Origin of the sequence: Streptomyces sp. NPDC101225, from assembly GCF_044767585.1 — a bacterium.
In the GTDB taxonomy this organism is placed as follows: Bacteria; Actinomycetota; Actinomycetes; order Streptomycetales; family Streptomycetaceae; genus Streptomyces.
In genome coordinates, this window is the sequence record NZ_JBIWOE010000003.1 from 385,954 (window position 1) to 405,468 (window position 19,515).

A 19,515-nucleotide genomic window follows, 5' to 3' on the forward strand; every position below is an offset into this window, starting at 1 on the left:
GGGCTCACAGAGGTTGGGCGGCCAGGGCGCGGGCGGGGTGGCGGGGACCGAGGAAGACGACGATTCCCTTGCCGTCGGGAGAGGGATGGGTGGCCTGGGTCCAGTCCTGACCGCGGTAGAAGGACATGGCCCGGCCCGACCGCACCGAGGTCAGCAGCCAGGAGCGGCCGTCGGGGGCGTCCGCGGTGACCGCCTCCAGCAGTTCCCCGGCCAGCCCCGTGCCCCGAGCCGCGGGGGCGACGGCGAGTTCGTCGATCTCGCGGGCACCGCACAGCCACTCCACGGTGCGGTCCGGTCCCAGTCCGGCCGCCGCCTGTGGGTAGCAGCGGTCGGTGGGGAACGGGGCGAGCGTCGTCCACGCGGTCGCGAACCCGACGAGGTCCTCTCCAGTGAAGGCCAGCGCGGCCGTGAAACCGGGCCGCCGCACGTTCCCCGGCAGCCGTCCCGCGAACTCGACCGCCCGCTCCTCGTCCTCGTTCCAGGGCGGTGCGCAGAACGCGTCCACGTACACGGAGTGCAGGGCAGCTGTATGGGCGAGCAGGGCGTCGCCTCTGAGGATCCGTATGTCCATCAGGCCGCCACCGCTCCGGCCCCGACCGGGTGCAGGGCCGCGTACTCCAGGGGCGCCGACGGGTCGATCGACACGTCCAGGGGTGCCGGTTCGGCGCCGGCCCGTACGAGGAGGTCGCCCACGGCGGCGATCATCGCGCCGTTGTCTGTGCACAGCCTGAGCGGCGGTACGCGCAGCTCGATCCCGGCAGCCCGGCAGCGTTCCTCCGCCAGCGAGCGCACGCGTGAGTTGGCGGCGACCCCGCCGACAACGACCAGCGTGCCGACGCCGTGCTCACGGCAGGCCGCGACGGCCTTGCGGGTCAGTACGTCGGCCACGGCCTCCTGGAGGGACGCGGCCCCGTCGGCCACGGGCAGCTCCCGGCCCACGTGCCCCTCCGCCCAGCGCGCAGCCGCAGTCTTCAGGCCCGAGAAGGAGAAGTCGTACGACCCCGGGAGCGGGCGCGGGAAGGCGACAGCGCGTGGATTCCCCTCGCGCGCCACCCGGTCGATGGCAGGACCGCCCGGATAGGGCAGCCCGAAGACCCGCGCGACCTTGTCGAAGCACTCCCCGGCCGCGTCGTCGAGGGTGTCGCCGAGATGGAGGATCGGATCGCGGGCGAGATCCCGGACGAGGAGGAGGGAGGTGTGTCCGCCGGAGACGATCAGCACCATGCACGGGTTCGGCAGCGGGCCGTGCTCCAGGGTGTCGGCGGCGACATGACCGGCGAGGTGATGGACCCCGTGGAGCGGGACGCCCAGCGCGTAGGCGATCCCCTTCGCTCCCGCCAGCCCCACCTGGAGGGCGCCCGACAGACCCGGACCGGTGGTCACCGCCACCGCGCCGATGTCGGCCAGTCGCAACCCGGCCTCGTCCAGCGCCTGCCGGACCGCAGGGCGCAGCGCGTGCAGGTGCGCCCTGGAGGCGATCTCGGGCACGACACCGCCGTAACGGGCATGCTCCTCCATGCTCGACGCCACCACGTGGCCCAGCAGTCGCCCGTCCTGGACCAGCCCGGCGCCGGTCTCGTCACAGGACGACTCGATGCCCAGCACGATCGGAGAAACCATGGCCCGCCTTCCTGCGACACATACGTTATTGCGAGAAGTGTGCAATAGGGAGGCGTGGCGTGTGAAGTCGGGTTCACGCTCGTGGGTGGCGCTGAAGGGGGTGACGGGCCCTTTCTCTCCGGTGGCTCCTGTCGGTCATGTGCTGCAGCGGGTGCACCGGCCGTAGATCAGCAGCGAGGCGGATGCGTCGGCGTGCAGCCCGGCGAGTTCCGCGATTCGTGCCACGGCCTCCCTCAGTTGTTCGACTGGTAGCTCGCCCACCTGGCCGCACGTCTCGCAGACGGTGTGGTGGTGCGGCTCGGAGCTCACGCCGTATCGCTTGGGTCCCGGGCCGTGGATCGCGTGGGCCAGCCCGGTCTCGGTGAGGGTTTCCAGGGTCCGGTAGACGGTTGTCTGGTCGATGGGCAGGCCGAGTCGCTTCAGTTCCGCGGAGACCTCGGCGCTGGAGAGATGGCTGCCGGAAACGGAAAGCAACTTCAGGGCGCTCAGCCGGCTTGGCGTGCAGCGCAGGCCGTGGTGTCGAAGCAGTGCTGGTAGGTCCGGTGTCGCAATCGTGGTCACGAGCCTGCCTTTCGCGTCATGGTCGAGGAACCCGGGCCGCGGCTGCCGTCGCGCGACCGGTGCGGCAAGGTGGGTGAGGCGGATGCCTGGGGCGGTGCGTGGTCGCGATGTCCGATCCTGCCATTAGCATGTATCTGCATGATGTGTGCAAGAGGTGAGGCGGATCGTCAGCCTGTCCGGGCACACTGCGCGGGCCCGACGTCCTGCAGTCGTGAAGCAGCGCCGCGGCTGGCCGCGGGGCAGGGCTGCGCCCGGGGGGCTTCATGCTCACGCCACGTCCGTCATAGGCTCGGTGGTCACGTATTGCTCACCTACCGCTTTCGCTTGTCCCAGTGCGCCGGAATGAGGACCGCTCGTGGAACTGGCCGAGTACTCCGACTACGCCGTGCGTCTGGTCAACACCGAACAGTCGGCCCGCGACATGGACCGGCTCACCTCCGTCGAGTCGGTCCGTGCCCTCTTCGGTGAAGCCTCCAGAGCGGCCCGGCGGGTGACGGACGCCGACGTGACCCGGTTCCGGTCGGTGCGGTCCAGGTTGCGCGCGGTGTTCACCGCCGCGGACGAGGGAGATCACACCCTGACGGTGGACCTGCTGAACTCGCTGCTGATGGAGTTCCCGGTCAGCCCCCGGATCTCTGGCCACGACTACCTGGACGAGGAGGGGCGGCCCCGGTGGCACATGCATCTCGCCGAGCACCCGTCCAACGCCACCGCGGGTTACGCCGCCATGTCCGCGATGGGTCTCGCCTTTCATCTGACCAAGTTCGGTCCCGACCGGCTCGGAGTGTGCGAAGCCGTGCCGTGCCGCAACGCCTACGTGGACTGCTCGACCAACCGGTCCCGCCGTTACTGCTCCGAACGCTGCGCCACACGGGCCAACGTGGCCGCCTACCGGGCTCGTAAGCGACTGGAGACCAAAAACGACGCCTGACCTCTCGGCCCGTCACCGGAAGCATTCATGACCGATACACTGCCGGGCCGGTGAGGATGCCCGCGCCGCCGAAGCGGCCCGCCGTGTCACCGCCTGATAGGTGATCCGTACGAGATCCGCACAAGCCCGTCGGAGAGGCTCCGGCACGGACCGGCGGCCCCGACCCGGTGGGTGCCGGCGCTGGCATGTCTTCCTCCCAGCCGTGACCACCCGCGTCCGAACGTCCAGGTCGGCGCCCGGTAAAGTGCGCCCCCGTCGCCCCGACACCCGTTCCGAAACCCGAGGTACCCAGCAGTGGCCCCCGCACGACCAGGACCGCACCACTCCGTCACCGTCGTCGGGATCGGAGCCGACGGCTGGGCGGGGCTTACGGACACCTCCCGCAGCGCACTGCGGGACGCCCAGGTCCTGATCGGCGGCCCCCGCCAGCTGGAACTGCTGTCGGGAGAGTGCGCGGGGCTACGGGTCACCTGGCCTTCGCCGCTGCGGCCCGCCGTTGCCGGGCTGCTCGCCGCCCACGCCGGCCGTCGGATCGCTGTCCTGGCCAGCGGGGACCCGATGTTCTACGGCATCGGACGCGCCCTCGCCGAGGAAACCGCGGCCTTGTCCGTCCTTCCCCACCCCTCCTCCGTCTCCTACGCCGCCGCCCGTCTCGGCTGGCCGCTGGAGGACGTGGAGGTGGTCACGCTCGTCGGCAGACCCGCCGCCCGCCTCGCCGCCGTCCTGCACCACGGCCGGCGGCTCCTCGTGCTCAGCGCGGACGCCGCCACGCCCGGAGAGGTGGCCGCCCTGCTGCGGGACCGGGGATTCGGTCCGAGCCGGATGCGGGTGCTCGAACAACTCGGCGGCCCGCAGGAACGCGCCAGTGACGAGACCGGCGCCGCCGACTGGACCCGGCCGCCCGGCGACCCCCTCAACATCGTCACCGTCGAGTGCCGCCGCGCTCCGGATGCCCCGCGGCTCGGCGCCGTACCGGGACTCCCCGACAACGCGTACGAACATGACGGACAGCTCACCAAACGCCACATCCGCGCCGCCACACTGGGTGTCCTTGCACCTGCGCCGGGCGAGCTGCTGTGGGACATCGGCGGTGGCTCTGGTTCGATCGCGATCGAGTGGATGCGGACGCACCCGTCGTGCCGGGCGGTCACCGTCGAGCGGGCTGCGGTGCGCGCGGAACGCATCGTGCGCAACGCCGAGCGGCTGGGCGTCCCGGGCCTGCGGGTGATCACCGGCGCGGCGCCCGCCGTACTGGCCGAACTCCCTTCTCCCGATGCCGTGTTCATCGGCGGTGGACTCACCGCGCCGGGCCTTCTCGACGCCTGCTGGGCCGCACTGCCGGACGGTGGCCGCCTGGTCGCCAACACCGTGACGCTGGAGTCCGAGGCCCTGCTCGCCGACGCCCACCGGCGCCTCGGCGGCGAGCTGGTGAAGCTCGCGGTGGCGCACGCCGTGCCGGTCGGCGCCTTCACGGGGTGGCGGCAGGCGATGCCGGTCACCCAGTGGGCAGTGGAGAAAGCACCCAACCCCCTTCCAGGAGACGACAGATGACCGTGTCCTTCATCGGCGCCGGCCCCGGTGCCGCCGACCTGATCACGGTGCGCGGCGCCCGGACGCTCGCCGCCTGCCAGGTCTGCCTGTACGCGGGCAGTCTGGTGCCGCGTGAGCTGCTCGCCGAATGCCCGCCGGACGCTCGGCTGGTGGACACCGCGCAGCTCAACCTCGACGAGATCACGGCCGAGTTGGTCCGCGCGCACGAGGAGGGGCACGATGTGGCCCGGCTGCACTCGGGCGACCCGTCCGTGTTCAGTGCCATCGCCGAGCAGATGCGGCGGCTGGACGCTGCCGGGGTGCCGTACGAGGTGGTGCCCGGTGTGCCGGCCTTCGCGGCCGCCGCGGCTTCCCTGAAGCGGGAGCTGACCGTGCCGACCGTCGGCCAGACCGTCATCCTCACCCGCGTCGCCAACCGCGCTACCGCCATGCCCGAGGGCGAGGACCTGGCCACGCTCGGCCGCAGCGGCGCGCTGATCGTGCTGCACCTCGCCGTCAAGTACGTGAACCGCGTGGTGGACGAGCTGCTGCCGCACTACGGCGCCGACTGTCCGGCCGCAGTCGTCGCCTACGCCTCCCGTCCGGACGAACTGATCATCCGCGGCACCCTCGACGAGATCGCCGGGAAGGTGAAGGAGGCGGGTGTGCTGCGCACGGCCGTGATCATGGTGGGCCGGACGCTGGGCGCGGAGCAGTTCGGCGACAGCCATCTGTACTCGGCGGAGCGGGAACGGCACGTCTGCTGAACGCGGGGGCGGCGCGGCTCCCGGCGGAGCGGGCCGTGCCCGGTCACCGGCTTCGCGCGCGGTGATGCCGGGAGCCGGAGACCGGCCCCCGGCGTGCGGGACCCGCACCTGTGGAGACCCTCCGATCCGGTCGCCGTGTCGACGGGCTTCATGCCTTCTGCCCGCAACAGGTCACGGTGTCCTGAGACCCCGGTACTTCGGGCTTCCCGATGTTCCGACCGGGTCACGCGGACGCGTCGTGCGGGAGGGGCAGGCGGCTGCGGGCGTGGATGAGGTTGACGTCCAGGAGCAGGTCGCGGCGGGCGAGCACCTCGTGCGGGGTTCCGTCGGCGACCAGGGTGTGGTCCTCGCCGAACACCACGCAGCGGTCGGCCAGCCGGTCGAGACTGTCCAGGTCGTGGGTGGCGTGCACGATGGTCTTGCCCGCCCTGCCGAGCTCCTCGATCAGCTCCATCAGCCAGACCTGGGTGCGTGGGTCGAGGGCCGCGGTCGGCTCGTCGAAGAGCAGGACCTCGGGGTTCATTGACAGCACACTGGCGATGGCGACCTTCTTCTTCTGGCCGCCGGACAGCTGGAACGGCGCCCGGTCGGCGAGGTCGGCGATGCCGAGCAGCGCCATGACCTCGTCCACCCGGGCAGCCGCCTGGTCGCGGTCGAGGTCGAGTTGGAGGGGGCCGAAGGCGATTTCCTCGCGGACGCTGGGGGAGAAGACCTGGGCGTCGGAGTTCTGCATGACGATGCCGAGCCGGGAGCGGAAGCCCCGGTTCATCTGTTCGTCCTCCAGGGTGTCCTCGGTGACCGGGTGTCCGAAGGCCAGGTAGCTGCCCCGGTCCGGGAAGACCAGACCGGCGAGCACCTTCAGCAGGGTGGACTTGCCGCAGCCGTTGGCGCCGAGCAGGGCGATGCGTTCGCCCTTGCGCACGGTCAGTGAGACTCCGTCCAGGGCCGGGTAGCGCTCCATGTAGGAGTAGTGCAGGTCCTTGCAGACCAGCAGCGCGTCCGGCGAGTCGGCCGCATCGTGGCCGCAGTGGTCGTGGGCTTCAGTGGACAAGGAGACGTTCTCCCGTGACGACGAGGGCGGACACCGCGACGGCGGCCGCGAGGTAGAGGCCGTCGGCCGGGCGCAGGGTGAAGCGGTGCAGGACCTTGGCGTCGCCGGTGTAGCCGCGCGCGGTCATGGCCTGGTGCACCTCTTCCGACAGCTGGTGCGAGCGTCCGATCAGCGCCCCGGCCGAGGCGGCGAGGAAGGCGCGGGCGCTCCGGTCGTGGCGGGCCGAGCCCAGGGTGCGGGCGGTGCGGGCCTGGTACATCTCGGTGACGCCGTTGAGGAGCAGGAAGATGTAGCGGTAGGCCATCCCGATGATCATGATGAACATCTTCGGCACGCCGAGGCCCCTCAGCGCGGCCAGCAACCGCACCCACGGTGTGGTCAGGGTCAGCAGCACCACCAGCGAGATGGAGACCGCGACCCGGCTGACCACCAGGGCGGCGCCGAGCAGACCCTGCCGGGTGAAGCCCTCGGGATGGCCGTTCCAGTGCCACAGCGTCCACACGACCTCTCCGTGGGTGACCACGGAGAGGGTCGCGGGCAGCACCATGATGCCGGTGAAGATGGGTACGAACAGCCAGACCCGTTTGACGAAGAATCCCAGGGGCAGGGCGGATGCCGTGGCGACGGCGAGCGTGGCGACGTAGAGGAGCAGCAGGGCCGGGACGGTGCGCAGGAGCGACGCTGCGACGAGCAGCATCACCGTGCCGACCACCTTCGCCCGGGGGTCGATCCGCTGGAGCAGGCCCGCGCGGGCGGCGGTGTCCTCGGTGAACATGACTTGTTGCAGCAACTGCGCGCCGGACGTGATGGTCTTGCGCAGATAGCTGCCTTTGGTCCGCTTCCCTATGCAGCCGCAGGGACACATGGCCAGTTCGCCCTGGAGCAGCCACTGCGGGGTGCGGAGCGGGGCGTCCTGTCCGGTGATCTGGCTCACGGGGTGCTCACCGCGGAGGATCCAGCCCCTGGCCGGTCGCCCGTTTCGTCGGCGCCGTCCGTCCCGCGACGGGACAGCCGCTGGACGGCCAGACCGATCAGGAAGATCGCGATGCCGATGGCCGCGATGCCGACGACAGCGGAGATGATGTAGCCGACCCAGGGGTGGGCGTCGTTGCTGAAGTCATAGCCGTCGAAGATCGCGTGGTGCCACCAGCCGGCGTACTTGTTCAGTCCGGTCGGCACGGCGCCCAGGTGGACCTTGGACAGGTCGAGGTCGCCGGGGGCGTCCTCGCCGAAGGCACCGCCGGGAGCCAGCAGGCCGAGCGGGGTGAGGACCACCATCAGGCCCACGGCAGCGGTGGCGACCGTGGCCGGCCGGAGCTTACGGCCTGCGGTGGCGCTCTCCTCGGCCGTCTCCGGGACGCCCGGGTGGTTCAGGCGCAGCAGCGGCAGGTTGGCGCGCTGGAGGTAGGCGACGACCCCGCCGGTGAGGATCGCCTCGGCGGCCCCCGCGACGGTGAGGTGGGCCAGGGCCATCGCCGGGATGGTCTGACTGAGGTGGTAGGGCGCGTACAGCGGGGTGCCGGAGGCGTCGTGGAACAGGGACGGCTGGATCCCGAACTCGATCGCCGCGGCAAGTGCGGCCAGGTTGATGCCGACGTATCCGCCGATGGCGGCGGCAGCGACCCGGCGCCCGCTGGTCAGCTCGCTCCGCCCGGCGATCAGGCGGTACACCACGAGGGCGGTGAAGGGCAGGACGATCGCCATGTTGAAGACATTGGCGCCGTAGGAGAGGACACCGCCGTCGCCGAACAGCAGTGCCTGGAAGGCCAGCGCCACGCTGACGGCCAGTACCGCCGCCCAGGGACCGAGCACGATGGCGATCACCGCTGCACCGACCGCGTGGGCGGTCGTCCCGTCCGGGATCGGCACGTTGAACATCATGGCCAGGAACGACACCGCCGAGAACACCGCCAGTGTCGGGACATGACGGTTGCGGACCACGCGCTTGACGCGCACGGCCGCGACGGCCAGGACCGGCACGGAGACCGCGTACCCGACCGCGCAGGTCTGGGGGCTGAGGTATCCGTCAGGTATGTGCATCGTTCCACCCGGTGTGAGGACGAGAGCGCGGTGGTCGGCTGATTCTGGCCGTTGCGCACACCCATGGTCCTTGTTGCACAGATAATGCAACAACCAACTTTCCGCAAATTGCGGCAGCCGCGCAACCGCGGAACACTCCCGTGCGTCCGCCGCTAGCGGACCGGGCTGCGGCCCACGACCGTGCCCGCCCGGTCAATGCAGATGACATCCACGACCACCGGCGCGCCGCGCAGCACGCTCAGCGCTTCGTCGCGTGCGGCCACCGCCACCAGATCGCCCAGTGGGACGCCGACGGCCAGGCACAGCTGGAGCGCCGCCAGGCCCGTGTTGGCGTGGACGATCTGGTCCGTGAGGGTTCCGTCGGCTCCGCCGCGCCGGGCCAGCGCGGCCAGGAAGTGCTTGTCCACCTGGGAGCGGGCGGAGTGCAGGTCAAGATGTCCGGCCGCCAGCTTCGACAGCTTGGCGAAGCCGCCGCAGATCGTCAGCCGGTCGACGGGGTGGCGGCGGACGTACTTCAACACCGCGCCGGCGAAGTCCCCCATGTCGAGCAGGGCGTCCTCGGGCAGGCCGTACTCGGCGACGACGGTCCGCTCCGAGGTCGACCCGGTGCACCCGGCGACATGGGTCCGACCGGCAGCCCGCGCCACGTCCACGCCCCTCCTGATCGAGTCGATCCACGCCGAGCAGGAGTACGGCACGACGATGCCCGTGGTGCCGAGGACGGACAGTCCGCCGAGGATGCCGAGGCGCGGATTCCAGGTGGAGCGGGCGATCTCCTCGCCGTGGTCCACGGAGACGGTGATCTCGACATCCCCGCTGCCGCCGTGCCGCGCGGCGATGCCCGCCACGTGGTCGCGCATCATCTGCCGGGGGACCGGGTTGATGGCCGGCTCGCCGACGGGCAGCGGCAGGCCGGGACGGGTGATCGTGCCCACGCCGGGGCCTGCCCGGAACACCACTCCGGCGCCGGCCGGCAGCCGCCGGACCGTGGTCCGCACCAGTGCGCCGTGCGTGACGTCCGGGTCGTCGCCGGCGTCCTTCACGATCCCCGCCATCGCGGTCCCGCCGGTCAGCTCCTCGGCCGCGAGCGCGAACGACGGCGTCTGCCCCCGGGGCAGCGTGATGGTCACCGGGTCGGGAAAGGACCCGGTCAACAGCGCGGTGTACGCCGCGGTCGTGGCCGCCGTCGCACAGGCCCCCGTGGTCCAGCCGGGTCGCAGGCCGGTGTGCTTGAGTTGGGCGCCGCGCCCGCCCCGTGGCTCGCCGCTGACCGACGACCGATTCTCACTGCTCATGAACGGACCCGGACCTCCATGCACGTACTGATACTCGGCGGAACCACGGAGGCCCGCCGCCTGGCTGAATTGCTGTACGCCACCCCCGGCCTCGACCTGACCAGCTCCCTCGCCGGACGAGTGGCCGGCCCCCGGCTGCCCCCGGGCGGTGTGCGCGTCGGCGGCTTCGGCGGGGCCGAGGGACTGACCGCCTGGCTGCGCGAGCACGCGGTCGACGCGCTCGTCGACGCCACCCACCCGTTCGCCGGAAGCATGAGCTTCCACGCGGCGTGGGCCGCAACCACCGCCCAGGTTCCCCTGCTCGCCCTGCGCCGACCGGGCTGGGCCCCCGTCCCGGGCGACCAGTGGTACCAGGCGGACTCGTTGGAGGCGGCGGCGGAATTGCTGCCCTTGTACGGCCGGCGGGCGTTTCTGACCACCGGGCGGACGGGCCTGGCCGCCTTCGCACACCTGGACGAGATGTGGTTCCTGGTCCGGTCCGTCGACGCGCCCGGGTCTCCGCATCCCGCCCGGATGGAGGTGCTGCTCGACCGGGGCCCCTTCACCCTCGACGGCGAGCGCGAGCTGCTGCGCCGCCACCGCATCGACGTCGTCGTCACGAAGGACAGCGGGGGAACGGCCACCGCACCGAAACTGACGGCCGCCCGCGAGGCCGGGGTACCGGTGGTCGTGGTACGCAGACCACCGGTGCCCGAGGGCGTCGCGGCCGTGTCCGGCCCCGAGGAGGCGGCCCGCTGGATCAGGGAGCGACTCGGCCGAGCCGGCTGAGACGCGGTGGCGGTTCCGCCGTCCTGGCGGGGGCGTGCGGTGAATCCTCCGACGCCCCGCACGTCGCACTTGTGACCAGAGGACGTCACGCCTCTGGATACCGGCGCGGCGTCCAGACGATCTCCTCGCCGTCGCCGCGCCGTACGGTCCGGGTCTGTGACGAGCCGACCAACAGGATGGTGCGCATGTCGACCTCAGCCGGGTCGAGGTCGGCCAGGTGGACGATCCGTACGTGCTCCTCCGGGCCGCCGACGTCCCGTGCTACCACGACCGGTGTCTCCGGTGCCCGTAGCTCCAGCAGCAGCTCGCGCGCTTTGCCCACTTGCCAGGTGCGGCTGCGTGAGCCGGGGTTGTACAGGGCGAGGACCAGATCCGCGGAGGCTGCCGCGCGCAGCCGCTCGGCGATGACCTCCCAGGGCTTGAGCCGGTCGGAGAGCGAGATGGTCGCGTAGTCGTGGCCGAGCGGGGCACCCGCCCGAGCTGCCGCCGCATTGGCCGCCGTCACCCCGGGCAGCACCCGCACGGGCACATCCTTGTACTCCTCCTGCGAGGCGGCCTCCAGTACGGCGGTGGCCATCGCGAAGATGCCGGGATCGCCCCCGGACACCACGGCCACCCGCCGCCCCTTCCGGGCGAGTTGCAGCGCGAACTCGGCACGCTCGGCCTCGACCCGGTTGTCCGAGCCGTGGCGAAGCTGCCCCGGGCGTACGGGGACGCGGTCCAGGTAGGTCGTATAGCCGACCAGGTCGTCGGCGGCGGCCAGCGCACCCCGCGATTCAGGCGTCAGCCACAGCGGCCCGGCCGGTCCGGTGCCGACGACCACGACCTCACCCCGTTCGCGCGGGACCGGCTCGGCGTCCACCCGGCTGGGCAGCACCGCGACGGAGAAGTACGGCACCGACTCCGCGTCCACGTCGGCCAGTTCGGCCAGTCGCTCGCCCGCCATGGTGGCCCGCTCGACATACCGCGCCTCGCCCAGCCGTCCCGAACTCTCCAGCGCGCTGCGGACCTTGGTGAAGGTGCGGCCCAGCTTCATCACCACGGCGGCGTCCGTGGCGGCGAGCCGGGCGGTCAGCTCCTCCTCGGGCAGGGTGCCCGGCAGGATCGTCAGCACCTCCTCGCCCTCGGCGAGTGGGGTGCCGAGGCGGGCCGCGGCGGCCGACACGGACGTGACACCGGGGATGACCTCGGTGTCATAGCGGTCGGTGAGCCGCTTGTGCATGTGCATGTAGGAGCCGTAGAAGAGCGGGTCGCCCTCGGCGAGCACGGCGACCGTGCGGCCGGCGTCGAGGTGTTCGGCGAGTCGGGCGGACGCCTCGGCGTAGAACTCCTCCATGGCGCCCTTGTAGCCGCCGGGGTGGTCGGTGGTCTCCGTTGTGACGGGGTAGACCAGCGGCTCCTCGATGTGGTCGGCGCGGATGTGCTTCGCCGCGATGGAACGGGCGATGGACCGGCCGTGACGTGCGCTGTGGTACGCGACCACATCCGCCTCGGCGATGACCTCGACGGCTCGCAGGGTCATCAGGGACGGGTCGCCTGGGCCCAGCCCGACGCCGTACAGCTTCCCGTTCACTCTTCCTCGCTCGCGATCGCGTTGAGCGCGGCGGCGGCGAGGGCGCTGCCACCGCGTCGGCCGCGGACGACCAGGTGCTCAAGGCCGGAAGGGTGCGCCGCGAGTGCGTCCTTCGACTCGGCGGCGCCCACGAAGCCCACGGGGACGCCGATGACGGCGGCCGGGCGGGGCGCGCCGTCCTCGATCATCTCCAGGAGGCGGAAGAGTGCGGTGGGCGCGTTGCCGACCGCCACCACCGCGCCCTCCAGCCGGTCCCGCCACAGCTCCAGGGCGGCGGCACTGCGCGTCGTGCCCAGCTTCGCCGCCAGTTCCGGAACCGCCGGGTCGGACAGGGTGCACAGCACGTCGTTGTCGGCGGGCAGCCGCTTGCGGGTCACCCCGCTGGCCACCATCTGGACGTCGGTGAGGACGGGCGCTCCGGCGCGCAGGGCCTCGCGGGCGCGGGCCACCACGGCGGGCGTGTAGGACAGGTCCCGGACGAGGTCGACCATCCCGCAGGCGTGGATCATCCGGACCGCGACCCGGCTGACGTCGGCGGGCAGTCCCGCGAGGTCCGCCTCCGCGCGGATGGTGGCAAAGGACTGGCGGTAGATCGCTGCGCCGTCCTTCTCGTACTCGAACACCGTGCTCCTACTGGTCATGGGAGTGGTCCTGCGTGCGGGCCGCCGCCACGGTGGCGGCAAGCTGTGAGGGGTTGCGGGGCATGGCCTGTGCGAGGCCGTCGCGTACGACGGACACCTGGTGGCCGCCGCCCTGTTCGGCGACGACGTCCACGTGGTCGCCGCGCGGGCGGCCGCAGCGGCGCTCGCACCCGGACCAGTACACAGGGAGTCCGCCGGTCGGCCCGAGGGCCGTGGCCGCGTCCGCCCGCACGTCCGCGTGCGACTTGGCACAACCGGGCCGCCCGATGCAGGCTCCGACCCCGGCCCATGGGGAGGCCGGGTCTGTGATCAGTCCCGCGGCTGCCAGATGTGAGAGACGTGACGTCGGGGCTGTGGGAAGGATCACGCCCCGCCAGGGGGTCAGGCGCAGTTCGTGTACAGCGGATGCGGTGAGTTCGGACCACTGGGGAGCTGTGAGGCGGCCCAGAGGAGCGAGGACGGACAGGCTCGTCGTGCCGTTCGCGGCGGTGACGGGTCCGGACGGCGGTTCGGCGGTTACGCGCCAGGCCGGTGTGGCCGTCGGCTCTGCTGCCTGAAGTCGCCGTACGGTCTCGGACACCAGAACGCTCGTCTGACCGGTGAGTTCGGACATCCGCCACGCACGGCCGTCGGCGGCCTCCAGGAAGACCTCTGCGGCCAGGAGCGCTGCCCTGGGCGCTTCCTCGAATCTCACGGACACCACGGCATCCGATGCTCCGACGCGCAGCCACGCGCCTCCGCCAGGTGCCGCCCGTACCGTCACGTCGGCGCCGAGTGTGGCAACGTCTCCGCGCCCGTCGTCCAGGGCGAAGAGGAACCGCCCGGACAGCCGGGCCGCGGCCTCGCTCGCGCACACCAGGGCGTCCAGTTCCCGCAGCCACGGCTGTACGTCGACGAAGCCGCGTCCGTCGAGCCCGGACAAGGGTGAGGCGACGACGTTGCGCACGCGCTCGTGCCGCCAGGAGGGCAACAGCCCGGCATTACTGAGCCGCTGCGCCAACTCGGCGCCGCAGCCCGACTCCAGTCCTCGCAATTGCACGTTGCCCCGGGAAGTGAGGTGGAGTTCACCGTCCCCGAGATCTCGTGCGGCACGGCCGAGTGCCTGGGCCTGATCGACCCGCAATACGCCGCCGGGGATCCGGATCCGGGCGAGCGCGCCGTCGTCCGCCGTGTGCAGCCGCAGCGCGCCCGGACAGGCGTCATCGCGGTCCCGTGAGGCCGCTGTGGCCTGGGACGACGGACGGAAGGACGGCGTGGACACGGCCGCGAGCATACCTATCGGCTCGCGATGTGTATGCCCCTGCCCCTTGCGGCGGCCCTTACTATGCTTCTCGGTGGATCATCAGGTCCGCCGACGCCACGACGGCGACAGGGGAGGAAGCCGGTGCGAGTCCGGCGCGGTCCCGCCACTGTGAGCCCGTCCCGCGAGGGCCGGGCGAGTCAGGAACTCCCGCCGTCCGACACCGCCCGGGGCGCGGACACCCCGAGGAAGGCCGACGCCGCATGATCCTTCTGCTGTCGACGTCCGACACCGACCTGCTCAGCGCCCGCGCGGCGACCGGCCCGGTGCCCTACCGCTTCGCCAACCCGTCCCGGCTCCCGCTCGACGACCTGTCCGCGCTTCTCGACGGCGCCGACTTGGTCGTCGTACGCCTTCTCGGCGGGTTGCGCGCCTGGCAGGACGGCCTCGATCTGCTTCTTGCCGACGGCCGCCCGGTCGTCGTCCTCACCGGCGAGCAGGCCCCGGACGCCCAGCTGATGGCCGCCTCCACGGTCCCCGTCGGCATCGCCGCCGAGGCGCACGCCTACCTCGCCCACGGCGGTCCCGCCAACCTGGAGCAACTCGCCCGCTTCCTGTCCGACACGGTCCTGCTGACCGGTCACGGCTTCGACGCACCGGCGCCCGCGCCGAGTTGGGGCCCGCTGGCACGAGAGTCCCGGCCCGCGGACGGCCCGACGGTCGCCGTGCTCTATTACCGCGCCCACCACATGAGCGGCAACACGGCGTTCGTGGGCGCCTTGTGCGACGCGATCGAGGACGCGGGCGGCCGGGCGCTGCCGCTGTACGTCGCCTCGCTACGGGCTCCCGAGCCCGAGCTGATCTCCGCGCTCGGCGTCGCCGACGCCATCGTCACCACCGTCCTCGCCGCGGGCGGCACCAAGCCCGCCGAGGTGTCCGCCGGCGGTGACGACGAGTCCTGGAACGCGGGCGCCCTGACTTCCCTCGACGTACCGATCCTCCAGGCCCTGTGCCTGACCGGCTCGCGCAGCGCCTGGGAGGAGAGCGACGAGGGCGTCTCGCCGCTGGACGCCGCCAGCCAGATCGCCGTGCCGGAGTTCGACGGCCGTCTGATCACCGTGCCGTTTTCCTTCAAGGAGATCGACGAGGACGGCCTTCCCGCCTATGTCGCCGACCCCGAGCGCGCGGCCCGCGTCGCCGGAATCGCCGTACGCCATGCACGACTTCGGCACATCCCGGCCGCCGAGAAGCGTGTGGCCCTCGTCCTGTCCGCGTACCCGACCAAGCACTCCCGGATCGGCAACGCGGTCGGTCTGGACACGCCTGCCAGCGCGATCGCCCTGTTGCGCAGGCTGCGGGCGGAGGGCTATGTCTTCGGGGACGTGCCCGGCATGGAGTCCGGCGACGGCGACGAGCTGATCCGTGCGCTCATCGAGGCCGGCGGCCACGACCAGGACTGGCTCACCGAGGAGCAGCTGGCCCGCAACCCGGCGCGCATTCCGGCGGCGGACTACCGGCGCTGGTTCGCCACCCTTCCCGCCGAACTGCGCACGGCCGTCGAGGAGCACTGGGGCCCGGCGCCCGGCGAGATGTTCGTCGACCGCAGCCGCAACAAGGAGGGCGACATCGTGCTCGCCGCCCTCCGCTTCGGCAACCTGCTGATCCTCATCCAGCCCCCGCGCGGCTTCGGCGAGAACCCGATCGCGATCTACCACGACCCCGATCTGCCGCCCTCCCACCACTACTTGGCAGCCTACCGCTGGATCGCTGCCCGGGCCGAGGACGGCGGGTTCGGCGCCGACGCGATGATCCACCTCGGCAAGCACGGCAACCTGGAGTGGCTGCCCGGCAAGAACGCCGGTCTGTCCGCCGCCTGCGGCCCCGATGCGGCCCTCGGTGACCTGCCCCTGATCTACCCGTTCCTGGTCAACGACCCCGGCGAGGGCACCCAGGCCAAGCGCCGCGTCCACGCCACCCTCGTCGACCACCTTGTCCCTCCCATGGCACGCGCCGACTCCTACGGCGACATCGCGCGCCTGGAGCAACTCCTCGACGAGCACGCCCAGATCGCCGCCATGGACCCGGCCAAGCTCCCGGCGATCCGCGCCCAGATCTGGACCCTCATCCAGGCCGCCAAGCTCGACCACGACCTCGGCCTCGACGACCGCCCCGAGGACGACGGCTTCGACGACTTCCTCCTCCACGTCGACGGCTGGCTCTGCGAGGTCAAGGACGCCCAGATCCGCGACGGCCTCCACGTCCTGGGCAACCCGCCCGCCGGCGCCGACCGCGTCAACCTCGTCCTCGCCATCCTCCGCGCCCGCCAGATCTGGGGCGGCACCACCGCCCTGCCCGGCCTGCGCGAGGCCCTCGGCCTCGACGAGTCCGCCGCGACCCGCACGACGGCCGACGCGGCGGAGGAACAGGCCCGCGCCCTGGTCCAGTTGATGGAGGACGCGGACTGGGACCTGGCCGCCGTGCCCGCCTCGCACGGCGAACAGGTGGCCGCCATCCTGGAGTTCGCGGCTCGTGAGGTGGTCCCGCGTCTGTCGGCCACGACCGCCGAACTCGACCACGCTGTGCATGCGTTGGCCGGTGGCTTCGTCCCCGCGGGCCCCTCCGGCTCGCCTCTGCGCGGCCTGGTCAACGTGCTGCCGACCGGCCGCAACTTCTACTCGGTCGACCCCAAGGCCGTCCCCTCCCGCCTGGCCTGGGAGACCGGCCAGGCCCTCGCGGACTCGCTGGTGGAGCGCTACCGCGCGGACAACGGCGAGTGGCCCACCTCCGTGGGCCTGTCGCTGTGGGGCACGAGCGCGATGCGCACGGCCGGCGACGACGTGGCCGAGGCCCTCGCGCTGCTCGGTGTCCGCCCGGTCTGGGACGACGCCTCCCGCCGGGTGACCGGCCTGGAGCCCATCCCGTACGAGGAGTTGGGCCGCCCGCGCATCGACGTCACCCTGCGCATCTCGGGCTTCTTCCGGGACGCCTTCCCACACACGATCGGGCTGCTGGACGACGCCGTACGCCTGGCCGCCTCCCTGGACGAACCGGCCTCGGTGAACCACGTACGCGCGCACGTCCAGGCCGACCTGGCGGCCCACGGCGACGAACGCCGGGCCACCACCCGCATCTTCGGCTCCCGCCCCGGCACCTACGGCGCCGGACTGCTCCAGCTCATCGACTCCCGCGACTGGCGCACCGACGCCGACCTCGCCGAGGTCTACACCGTCTGGGGCGGCTACGCCTACGGCCGCGAACTCGACGGCCGCCCGGCCCGCGAGGAGATGGAGACGGCGTACAAGAGGATCGCGGTGGCGGCCAAGAACACGGACACCCGCGAACACGACATCGCCGACTCGGACGACTACTTCCAGTACCACGGCGGAATGGTCGCCACCGTCCGCGCCCTGCGCGGCACCGCGCCCGAGGCGTACATCGGCGACTCCACCCGCCCCGAGACCGTCCGCACCCGCACCCTCGTCGAGGAGACCTCCCGCGTCTTCCGCGCCCGCGTGGTCAACCCCAGGTGGATCGAGGCGATGCGCCGCCACGGCTACAAGGGCGCCTTCGAACTCGCCGCCACCGTGGACTACCTGTTCGGCTACGACGCCACCACCGGTGTGATCGCCGACTGGATGTACGACAAGCTCACCGAGACCTACGTCCTGGACCCCGTCAACCGCGAGTTCCTCCAGCAGGCCAACCCCTGGGCCCTGCACGGCATCGCCGAGCGGCTGCTGGAGGCGGAATCGCGAGGTATGTGGGAGAAGCCGGACGCGGCGGTGCTGGACGCGCTGCGGCAGGTGTACCTGGAGACGGAGGGAGACCTCGAAGGCGACGGATGACGGCACTGGACGCTATTGCGAGCAGTTGGCAATAACGAGTAGGTTGCAATAAGTGTGCGGCGGTCGAATCCCATGGACCCTGCCGACACAGACCAGGTGCGGGGCGTCGTCCCGCCTGACAGCGTCCGTTCCATGACGGCGCCCCGCACCCGGTCGGCCGTCTGTCAGTCGCCGCAGTCGGCGCACCGGCCGTAGACGAGCAGCGATCCCGAGGAGTCGGGCTGTAGCCCCGTCAGCTCCTCGATCTTTTCCGCCGCTTCCGTGAGGTGTCGGCTCGCCAGGCCCTCGACGTGACCGCACTGCCGGCACACGGTGTGGTGGTGCGGTTCTCCGGTGATGCCGTAGCGCGCGGGCCCGGGACCGTGCACGACGTGCACCAGTCCGGCGGCGGTCAGGGTTTCCAGCGTGCGGTAGACCGTGGCGGGATGGATGGCGCTCTCGGACCGTGCGAGTTCTTCCCAGGCTTCCGTGATGGACAGGTGACGCCCGGAAGCAATGAGCAGTCGCAGCATCTGAAGTCGACCCGGAGTGCACCGCAGCCCGTGACGCCTCAGCCGAACCCGTGGTTCGTCCGGTGTCGCCGTACGGTCGTGCTCCGTCTGCAGGGCCACGCTCACGCTGCTGCCTCTCTCGGGCCGGGGCCTGCGCGCACGAACGGCCAGGGCGCGGCCCATCGACTGCCGAATGACACCAGAATGCCGCACAAAGGTTATTGCGAGCCTCTTGCAACAGCAAAAGAGGTCCCATGAGTCCGTCGCGACCCGCCTCCGGTCCTAGGACCAATGCCGGAGCGGCCAGTAAGGTGCGTTGCTGCTAGCGTGCAACTGCACATCAGTGGCAATAATGTCGGAGGACGTTGGACATGGCGGTTTACACGCTCCCGGAGCTTCCCTACGACTACGCGGCGCTCGAACCGGTCATCAACCCGCAGATCGTCGAGCTGCACCACGACAAGCACCACGCGGCGTACGTGAAGGGCGCGAACGACACGCTGGAGCAGCTCGCGGAGGCCCGTGACAAGGAGCAGTGGGGCTCGATCAACGGCCTGGAGAAGAACCTGGCCTTCCACCTCTCCGGGCACATCCTGCACTCGATCTACTGGCACAACATGACCGGTGACGGCGGCGGCGAGCCGCTGGCCGCCGACGGCGTCGGTGACCTGGCGGACGCGATCGCCGAGTCCTTCGGGTCCTACGCGGGCTTCAAGGCGCAGCTGACCAAGGCCGCCGCGACCACCCAGGGTTCAGGCTGGGGCGTCCTCGCCTACGAGCCGCTCTCCGGTCACCTGATCGTCGAGCAGGTCTACGACCACCAGGGCAACGTCGGCCAGGGATCCACCCCGATCCTCGTCTTCGACGCCTGGGAGCACGCCTTCTACCTCCAGTACAAGAACCAGAAGGTCGACTTCATCGACGCGATGTGGGCCGTCGTCAACTGGCAGGACGTGGCCAAGCGCTACGCCGCCGCCAAGGAGCGCGGCGACAGCCTGCTGCTGCGGCCGTGACGCCGTAACCACGTCACCACAGACGTCCTGCTCGTGATCGTCTTCTCAACCTTCACTTGCAGGCGGTAGGACGAAGGGCTCCCGCAGGCCGGATGCTTGCGGGAGCCCTTCTGCCGTTGGCGGCGTCCCTTCCGTGGGGCAACCGGTAA

General features: G+C 71.5%; 17 protein-coding genes and 1 riboswitch. Of the genes, 6 read left to right on the top strand and 11 right to left on the bottom strand.

The features are described from left to right. Nucleotides 1-4: 4 nt before the first annotated feature. From ACIRPX_RS06640 to ACIRPX_RS06650, 3 genes are all read right to left on the bottom strand, one after another. On the bottom strand, nt 5-571 hold the full coding sequence (locus ACIRPX_RS06640) for a GNAT family N-acetyltransferase (protein WP_404189157.1): 567 nt from the start codon (nt 569-571) through the stop codon (nt 5-7). Beyond that, nucleotides 571-1,620, bottom strand: a complete 1,050-nt coding sequence (tsaD, locus tag ACIRPX_RS06645; protein ID WP_404189160.1) for a tRNA (adenosine(37)-N6)-threonylcarbamoyltransferase complex transferase subunit TsaD — start codon at nt 1,618-1,620, stop codon at nt 571-573. Before tsaD ends, ACIRPX_RS06640 begins: the two co-directional genes overlap by 1 nt. 135 nt (nt 1,621-1,755) lie before the next feature. Next, on the bottom strand, nt 1,756-2,181 hold the full coding sequence (locus ACIRPX_RS06650) for a Fur family transcriptional regulator (RefSeq protein ID WP_404189163.1): 426 nt from the start codon (nt 2,179-2,181) through the stop codon (nt 1,756-1,758). 355 nt (nt 2,182-2,536) lie between these two features. Here ACIRPX_RS06650 and ACIRPX_RS06655 point away from each other — a divergent pair, with 355 nt between their 5' ends. The 3 genes from ACIRPX_RS06655 to cobM all read left to right on the top strand — a co-directional run bounded on the left by ACIRPX_RS06655 (nt 2,537) and on the right by cobM (nt 5,409). Further along, entirely contained in the window at nt 2,537-3,112 is a 576-nt protein-coding gene (locus ACIRPX_RS06655; protein WP_404189166.1) for a CGNR zinc finger domain-containing protein, read from the top strand. Nucleotides 3,113-3,406: 294 nt separating this feature from the next. Beyond that, nucleotides 3,407-4,663: a precorrin-6y C5,15-methyltransferase (decarboxylating) subunit CbiE gene (gene cbiE, locus ACIRPX_RS06660; protein WP_404189169.1), complete on the top strand. Its 1,257-nt coding sequence runs from the start codon at nt 3,407-3,409 to the stop codon at nt 4,661-4,663. Next, entirely contained in the window at nt 4,660-5,409 is a 750-nt protein-coding gene (gene cobM / locus ACIRPX_RS06665; RefSeq protein ID WP_404189171.1) for a precorrin-4 C(11)-methyltransferase, read from the top strand. The genes cbiE and cobM overlap by 4 nt, the downstream gene beginning before the upstream one ends. 223 nt (nt 5,410-5,632) lie before the next feature. Here cobM and ACIRPX_RS06670 read toward each other — a convergent pair whose 3' ends face one another. From ACIRPX_RS06670 to ACIRPX_RS06685, 4 genes are all read right to left on the bottom strand, one after another. Continuing rightward, nucleotides 5,633-6,460, bottom strand: a complete 828-nt coding sequence (locus ACIRPX_RS06670; protein ID WP_404189173.1) for an energy-coupling factor ABC transporter ATP-binding protein — start codon at nt 6,458-6,460, stop codon at nt 5,633-5,635. After that, a complete protein-coding gene (gene cbiQ / locus ACIRPX_RS06675; RefSeq protein ID WP_404189176.1) occupies nt 6,450-7,394 on the bottom strand; it encodes a cobalt ECF transporter T component CbiQ in 945 nt (314 codons plus the stop codon). Before cbiQ ends, ACIRPX_RS06670 begins: the two co-directional genes overlap by 11 nt. Then, nucleotides 7,391-8,500, bottom strand: a complete 1,110-nt coding sequence (cbiM, locus tag ACIRPX_RS06680) for a cobalt transporter CbiM (protein WP_171144937.1) — start codon at nt 8,498-8,500, stop codon at nt 7,391-7,393. Before cbiM ends, cbiQ begins: the two co-directional genes overlap by 4 nt. A 152-nt stretch (nt 8,501-8,652) precedes the next feature. Further along, a complete protein-coding gene (locus ACIRPX_RS06685) occupies nt 8,653-9,795 on the bottom strand; it encodes a cobalt-precorrin-5B (C(1))-methyltransferase (RefSeq protein WP_171144938.1) in 1,143 nt (380 codons plus the stop codon). A gap of 18 nt (nt 9,796-9,813) precedes the next feature. Between ACIRPX_RS06685 and ACIRPX_RS06690 the strand changes: the two genes are divergently transcribed. Further along, nucleotides 9,814-10,563, top strand: a complete 750-nt coding sequence (locus ACIRPX_RS06690) for a cobalt-precorrin-6A reductase (RefSeq protein ID WP_404189180.1) — start codon at nt 9,814-9,816, stop codon at nt 10,561-10,563. 85 nt (nt 10,564-10,648) lie between these two features. Here ACIRPX_RS06690 and ACIRPX_RS06695 read toward each other — a convergent pair whose 3' ends face one another. Genes ACIRPX_RS06695 through cobG form a run of 3 tightly spaced genes read right to left on the bottom strand, consistent with a single transcriptional unit; the run spans nt 10,649 to nt 14,050 of the window. After that, nucleotides 10,649-12,136: a precorrin-2 C(20)-methyltransferase gene (locus ACIRPX_RS06695; protein ID WP_404189182.1), complete on the bottom strand. Its 1,488-nt coding sequence runs from the start codon at nt 12,134-12,136 to the stop codon at nt 10,649-10,651. Next, nucleotides 12,133-12,777: a precorrin-8X methylmutase gene (locus ACIRPX_RS06700; RefSeq protein WP_404189184.1), complete on the bottom strand. Its 645-nt coding sequence runs from the start codon at nt 12,775-12,777 to the stop codon at nt 12,133-12,135. The genes ACIRPX_RS06695 and ACIRPX_RS06700 overlap by 4 nt, the downstream gene beginning before the upstream one ends. Next, nucleotides 12,767-14,050, bottom strand: a complete 1,284-nt coding sequence (cobG, locus tag ACIRPX_RS06705) for a precorrin-3B synthase (RefSeq protein WP_404189187.1) — start codon at nt 14,048-14,050, stop codon at nt 12,767-12,769. The genes ACIRPX_RS06700 and cobG overlap by 11 nt, the downstream gene beginning before the upstream one ends. Nucleotides 14,051-14,151: 101 nt before the next feature. Further along, nucleotides 14,152-14,227, top strand: a riboswitch (cobalamin riboswitch). A gap of 53 nt (nt 14,228-14,280) precedes the next feature. Here cobG and cobN point away from each other — a divergent pair. Beyond that, entirely contained in the window at nt 14,281-17,862 is a 3,582-nt protein-coding gene (cobN, locus tag ACIRPX_RS06710) for a cobaltochelatase subunit CobN (protein WP_404189189.1), read from the top strand. A gap of 164 nt (nt 17,863-18,026) precedes the next feature. On the opposite strand, the gene ACIRPX_RS06715 is transcribed toward cobN, so the two are convergent. Beyond that, nucleotides 18,027-18,536 carry a Fur family transcriptional regulator gene (locus ACIRPX_RS06715; protein WP_404189192.1) on the bottom strand — a complete coding sequence of 170 codons (510 nt, stop codon included), beginning with the start codon at nt 18,534-18,536 and terminating at the stop codon, nt 18,027-18,029. 188 nt (nt 18,537-18,724) lie between these two features. On the opposite strand from ACIRPX_RS06715, the gene ACIRPX_RS06720 reads away from it, so the two are divergent. Beyond that, on the top strand, nt 18,725-19,366 hold the full coding sequence (locus ACIRPX_RS06720) for a superoxide dismutase (protein WP_171144945.1): 642 nt from the start codon (nt 18,725-18,727) through the stop codon (nt 19,364-19,366). The last annotated feature ends 149 nt before the right edge of the window (nt 19,367-19,515 follow it).

Excerpts from the sequence above, each read along its gene's own strand:
- cobG (WP_404189187.1), bottom strand. The coding sequence starts at position 14,050 with ATGCTCGCGGCCGTGTCCACGCCGTCCTTCCGTCCGTCGTCCCAGGCC.
- ACIRPX_RS06690 (WP_404189180.1), top strand. The coding sequence starts at position 9,814 with ATGCACGTACTGATACTCGGCGGAACCACGGAGGCCCGCCGCCTGGCT.
- cbiM (WP_171144937.1), bottom strand. The coding sequence starts at position 8,500 with ATGCACATACCTGACGGATACCTCAGCCCCCAGACCTGCGCGGTCGGG.
- ACIRPX_RS06720 (WP_171144945.1), top strand. The coding sequence starts at position 18,725 with ATGGCGGTTTACACGCTCCCGGAGCTTCCCTACGACTACGCGGCGCTC.
- ACIRPX_RS06715 (WP_404189192.1), bottom strand. The coding sequence starts at position 18,536 with ATGGGCCGCGCCCTGGCCGTTCGTGCGCGCAGGCCCCGGCCCGAGAGA.
- cobM (WP_404189171.1), top strand. The coding sequence starts at position 4,660 with ATGACCGTGTCCTTCATCGGCGCCGGCCCCGGTGCCGCCGACCTGATC.
- ACIRPX_RS06640 (WP_404189157.1), bottom strand. The coding sequence starts at position 571 with ATGGACATACGGATCCTCAGAGGCGACGCCCTGCTCGCCCATACAGCT.
- ACIRPX_RS06700 (WP_404189184.1), bottom strand. The coding sequence starts at position 12,777 with ATGACCAGTAGGAGCACGGTGTTCGAGTACGAGAAGGACGGCGCAGCG.
- ACIRPX_RS06685 (WP_171144938.1), bottom strand. The coding sequence starts at position 9,795 with ATGAGCAGTGAGAATCGGTCGTCGGTCAGCGGCGAGCCACGGGGCGGG.
- tsaD (WP_404189160.1), bottom strand. The coding sequence starts at position 1,620 with ATGGTTTCTCCGATCGTGCTGGGCATCGAGTCGTCCTGTGACGAGACC.
- cobN (WP_404189189.1), top strand. The coding sequence starts at position 14,281 with ATGATCCTTCTGCTGTCGACGTCCGACACCGACCTGCTCAGCGCCCGC.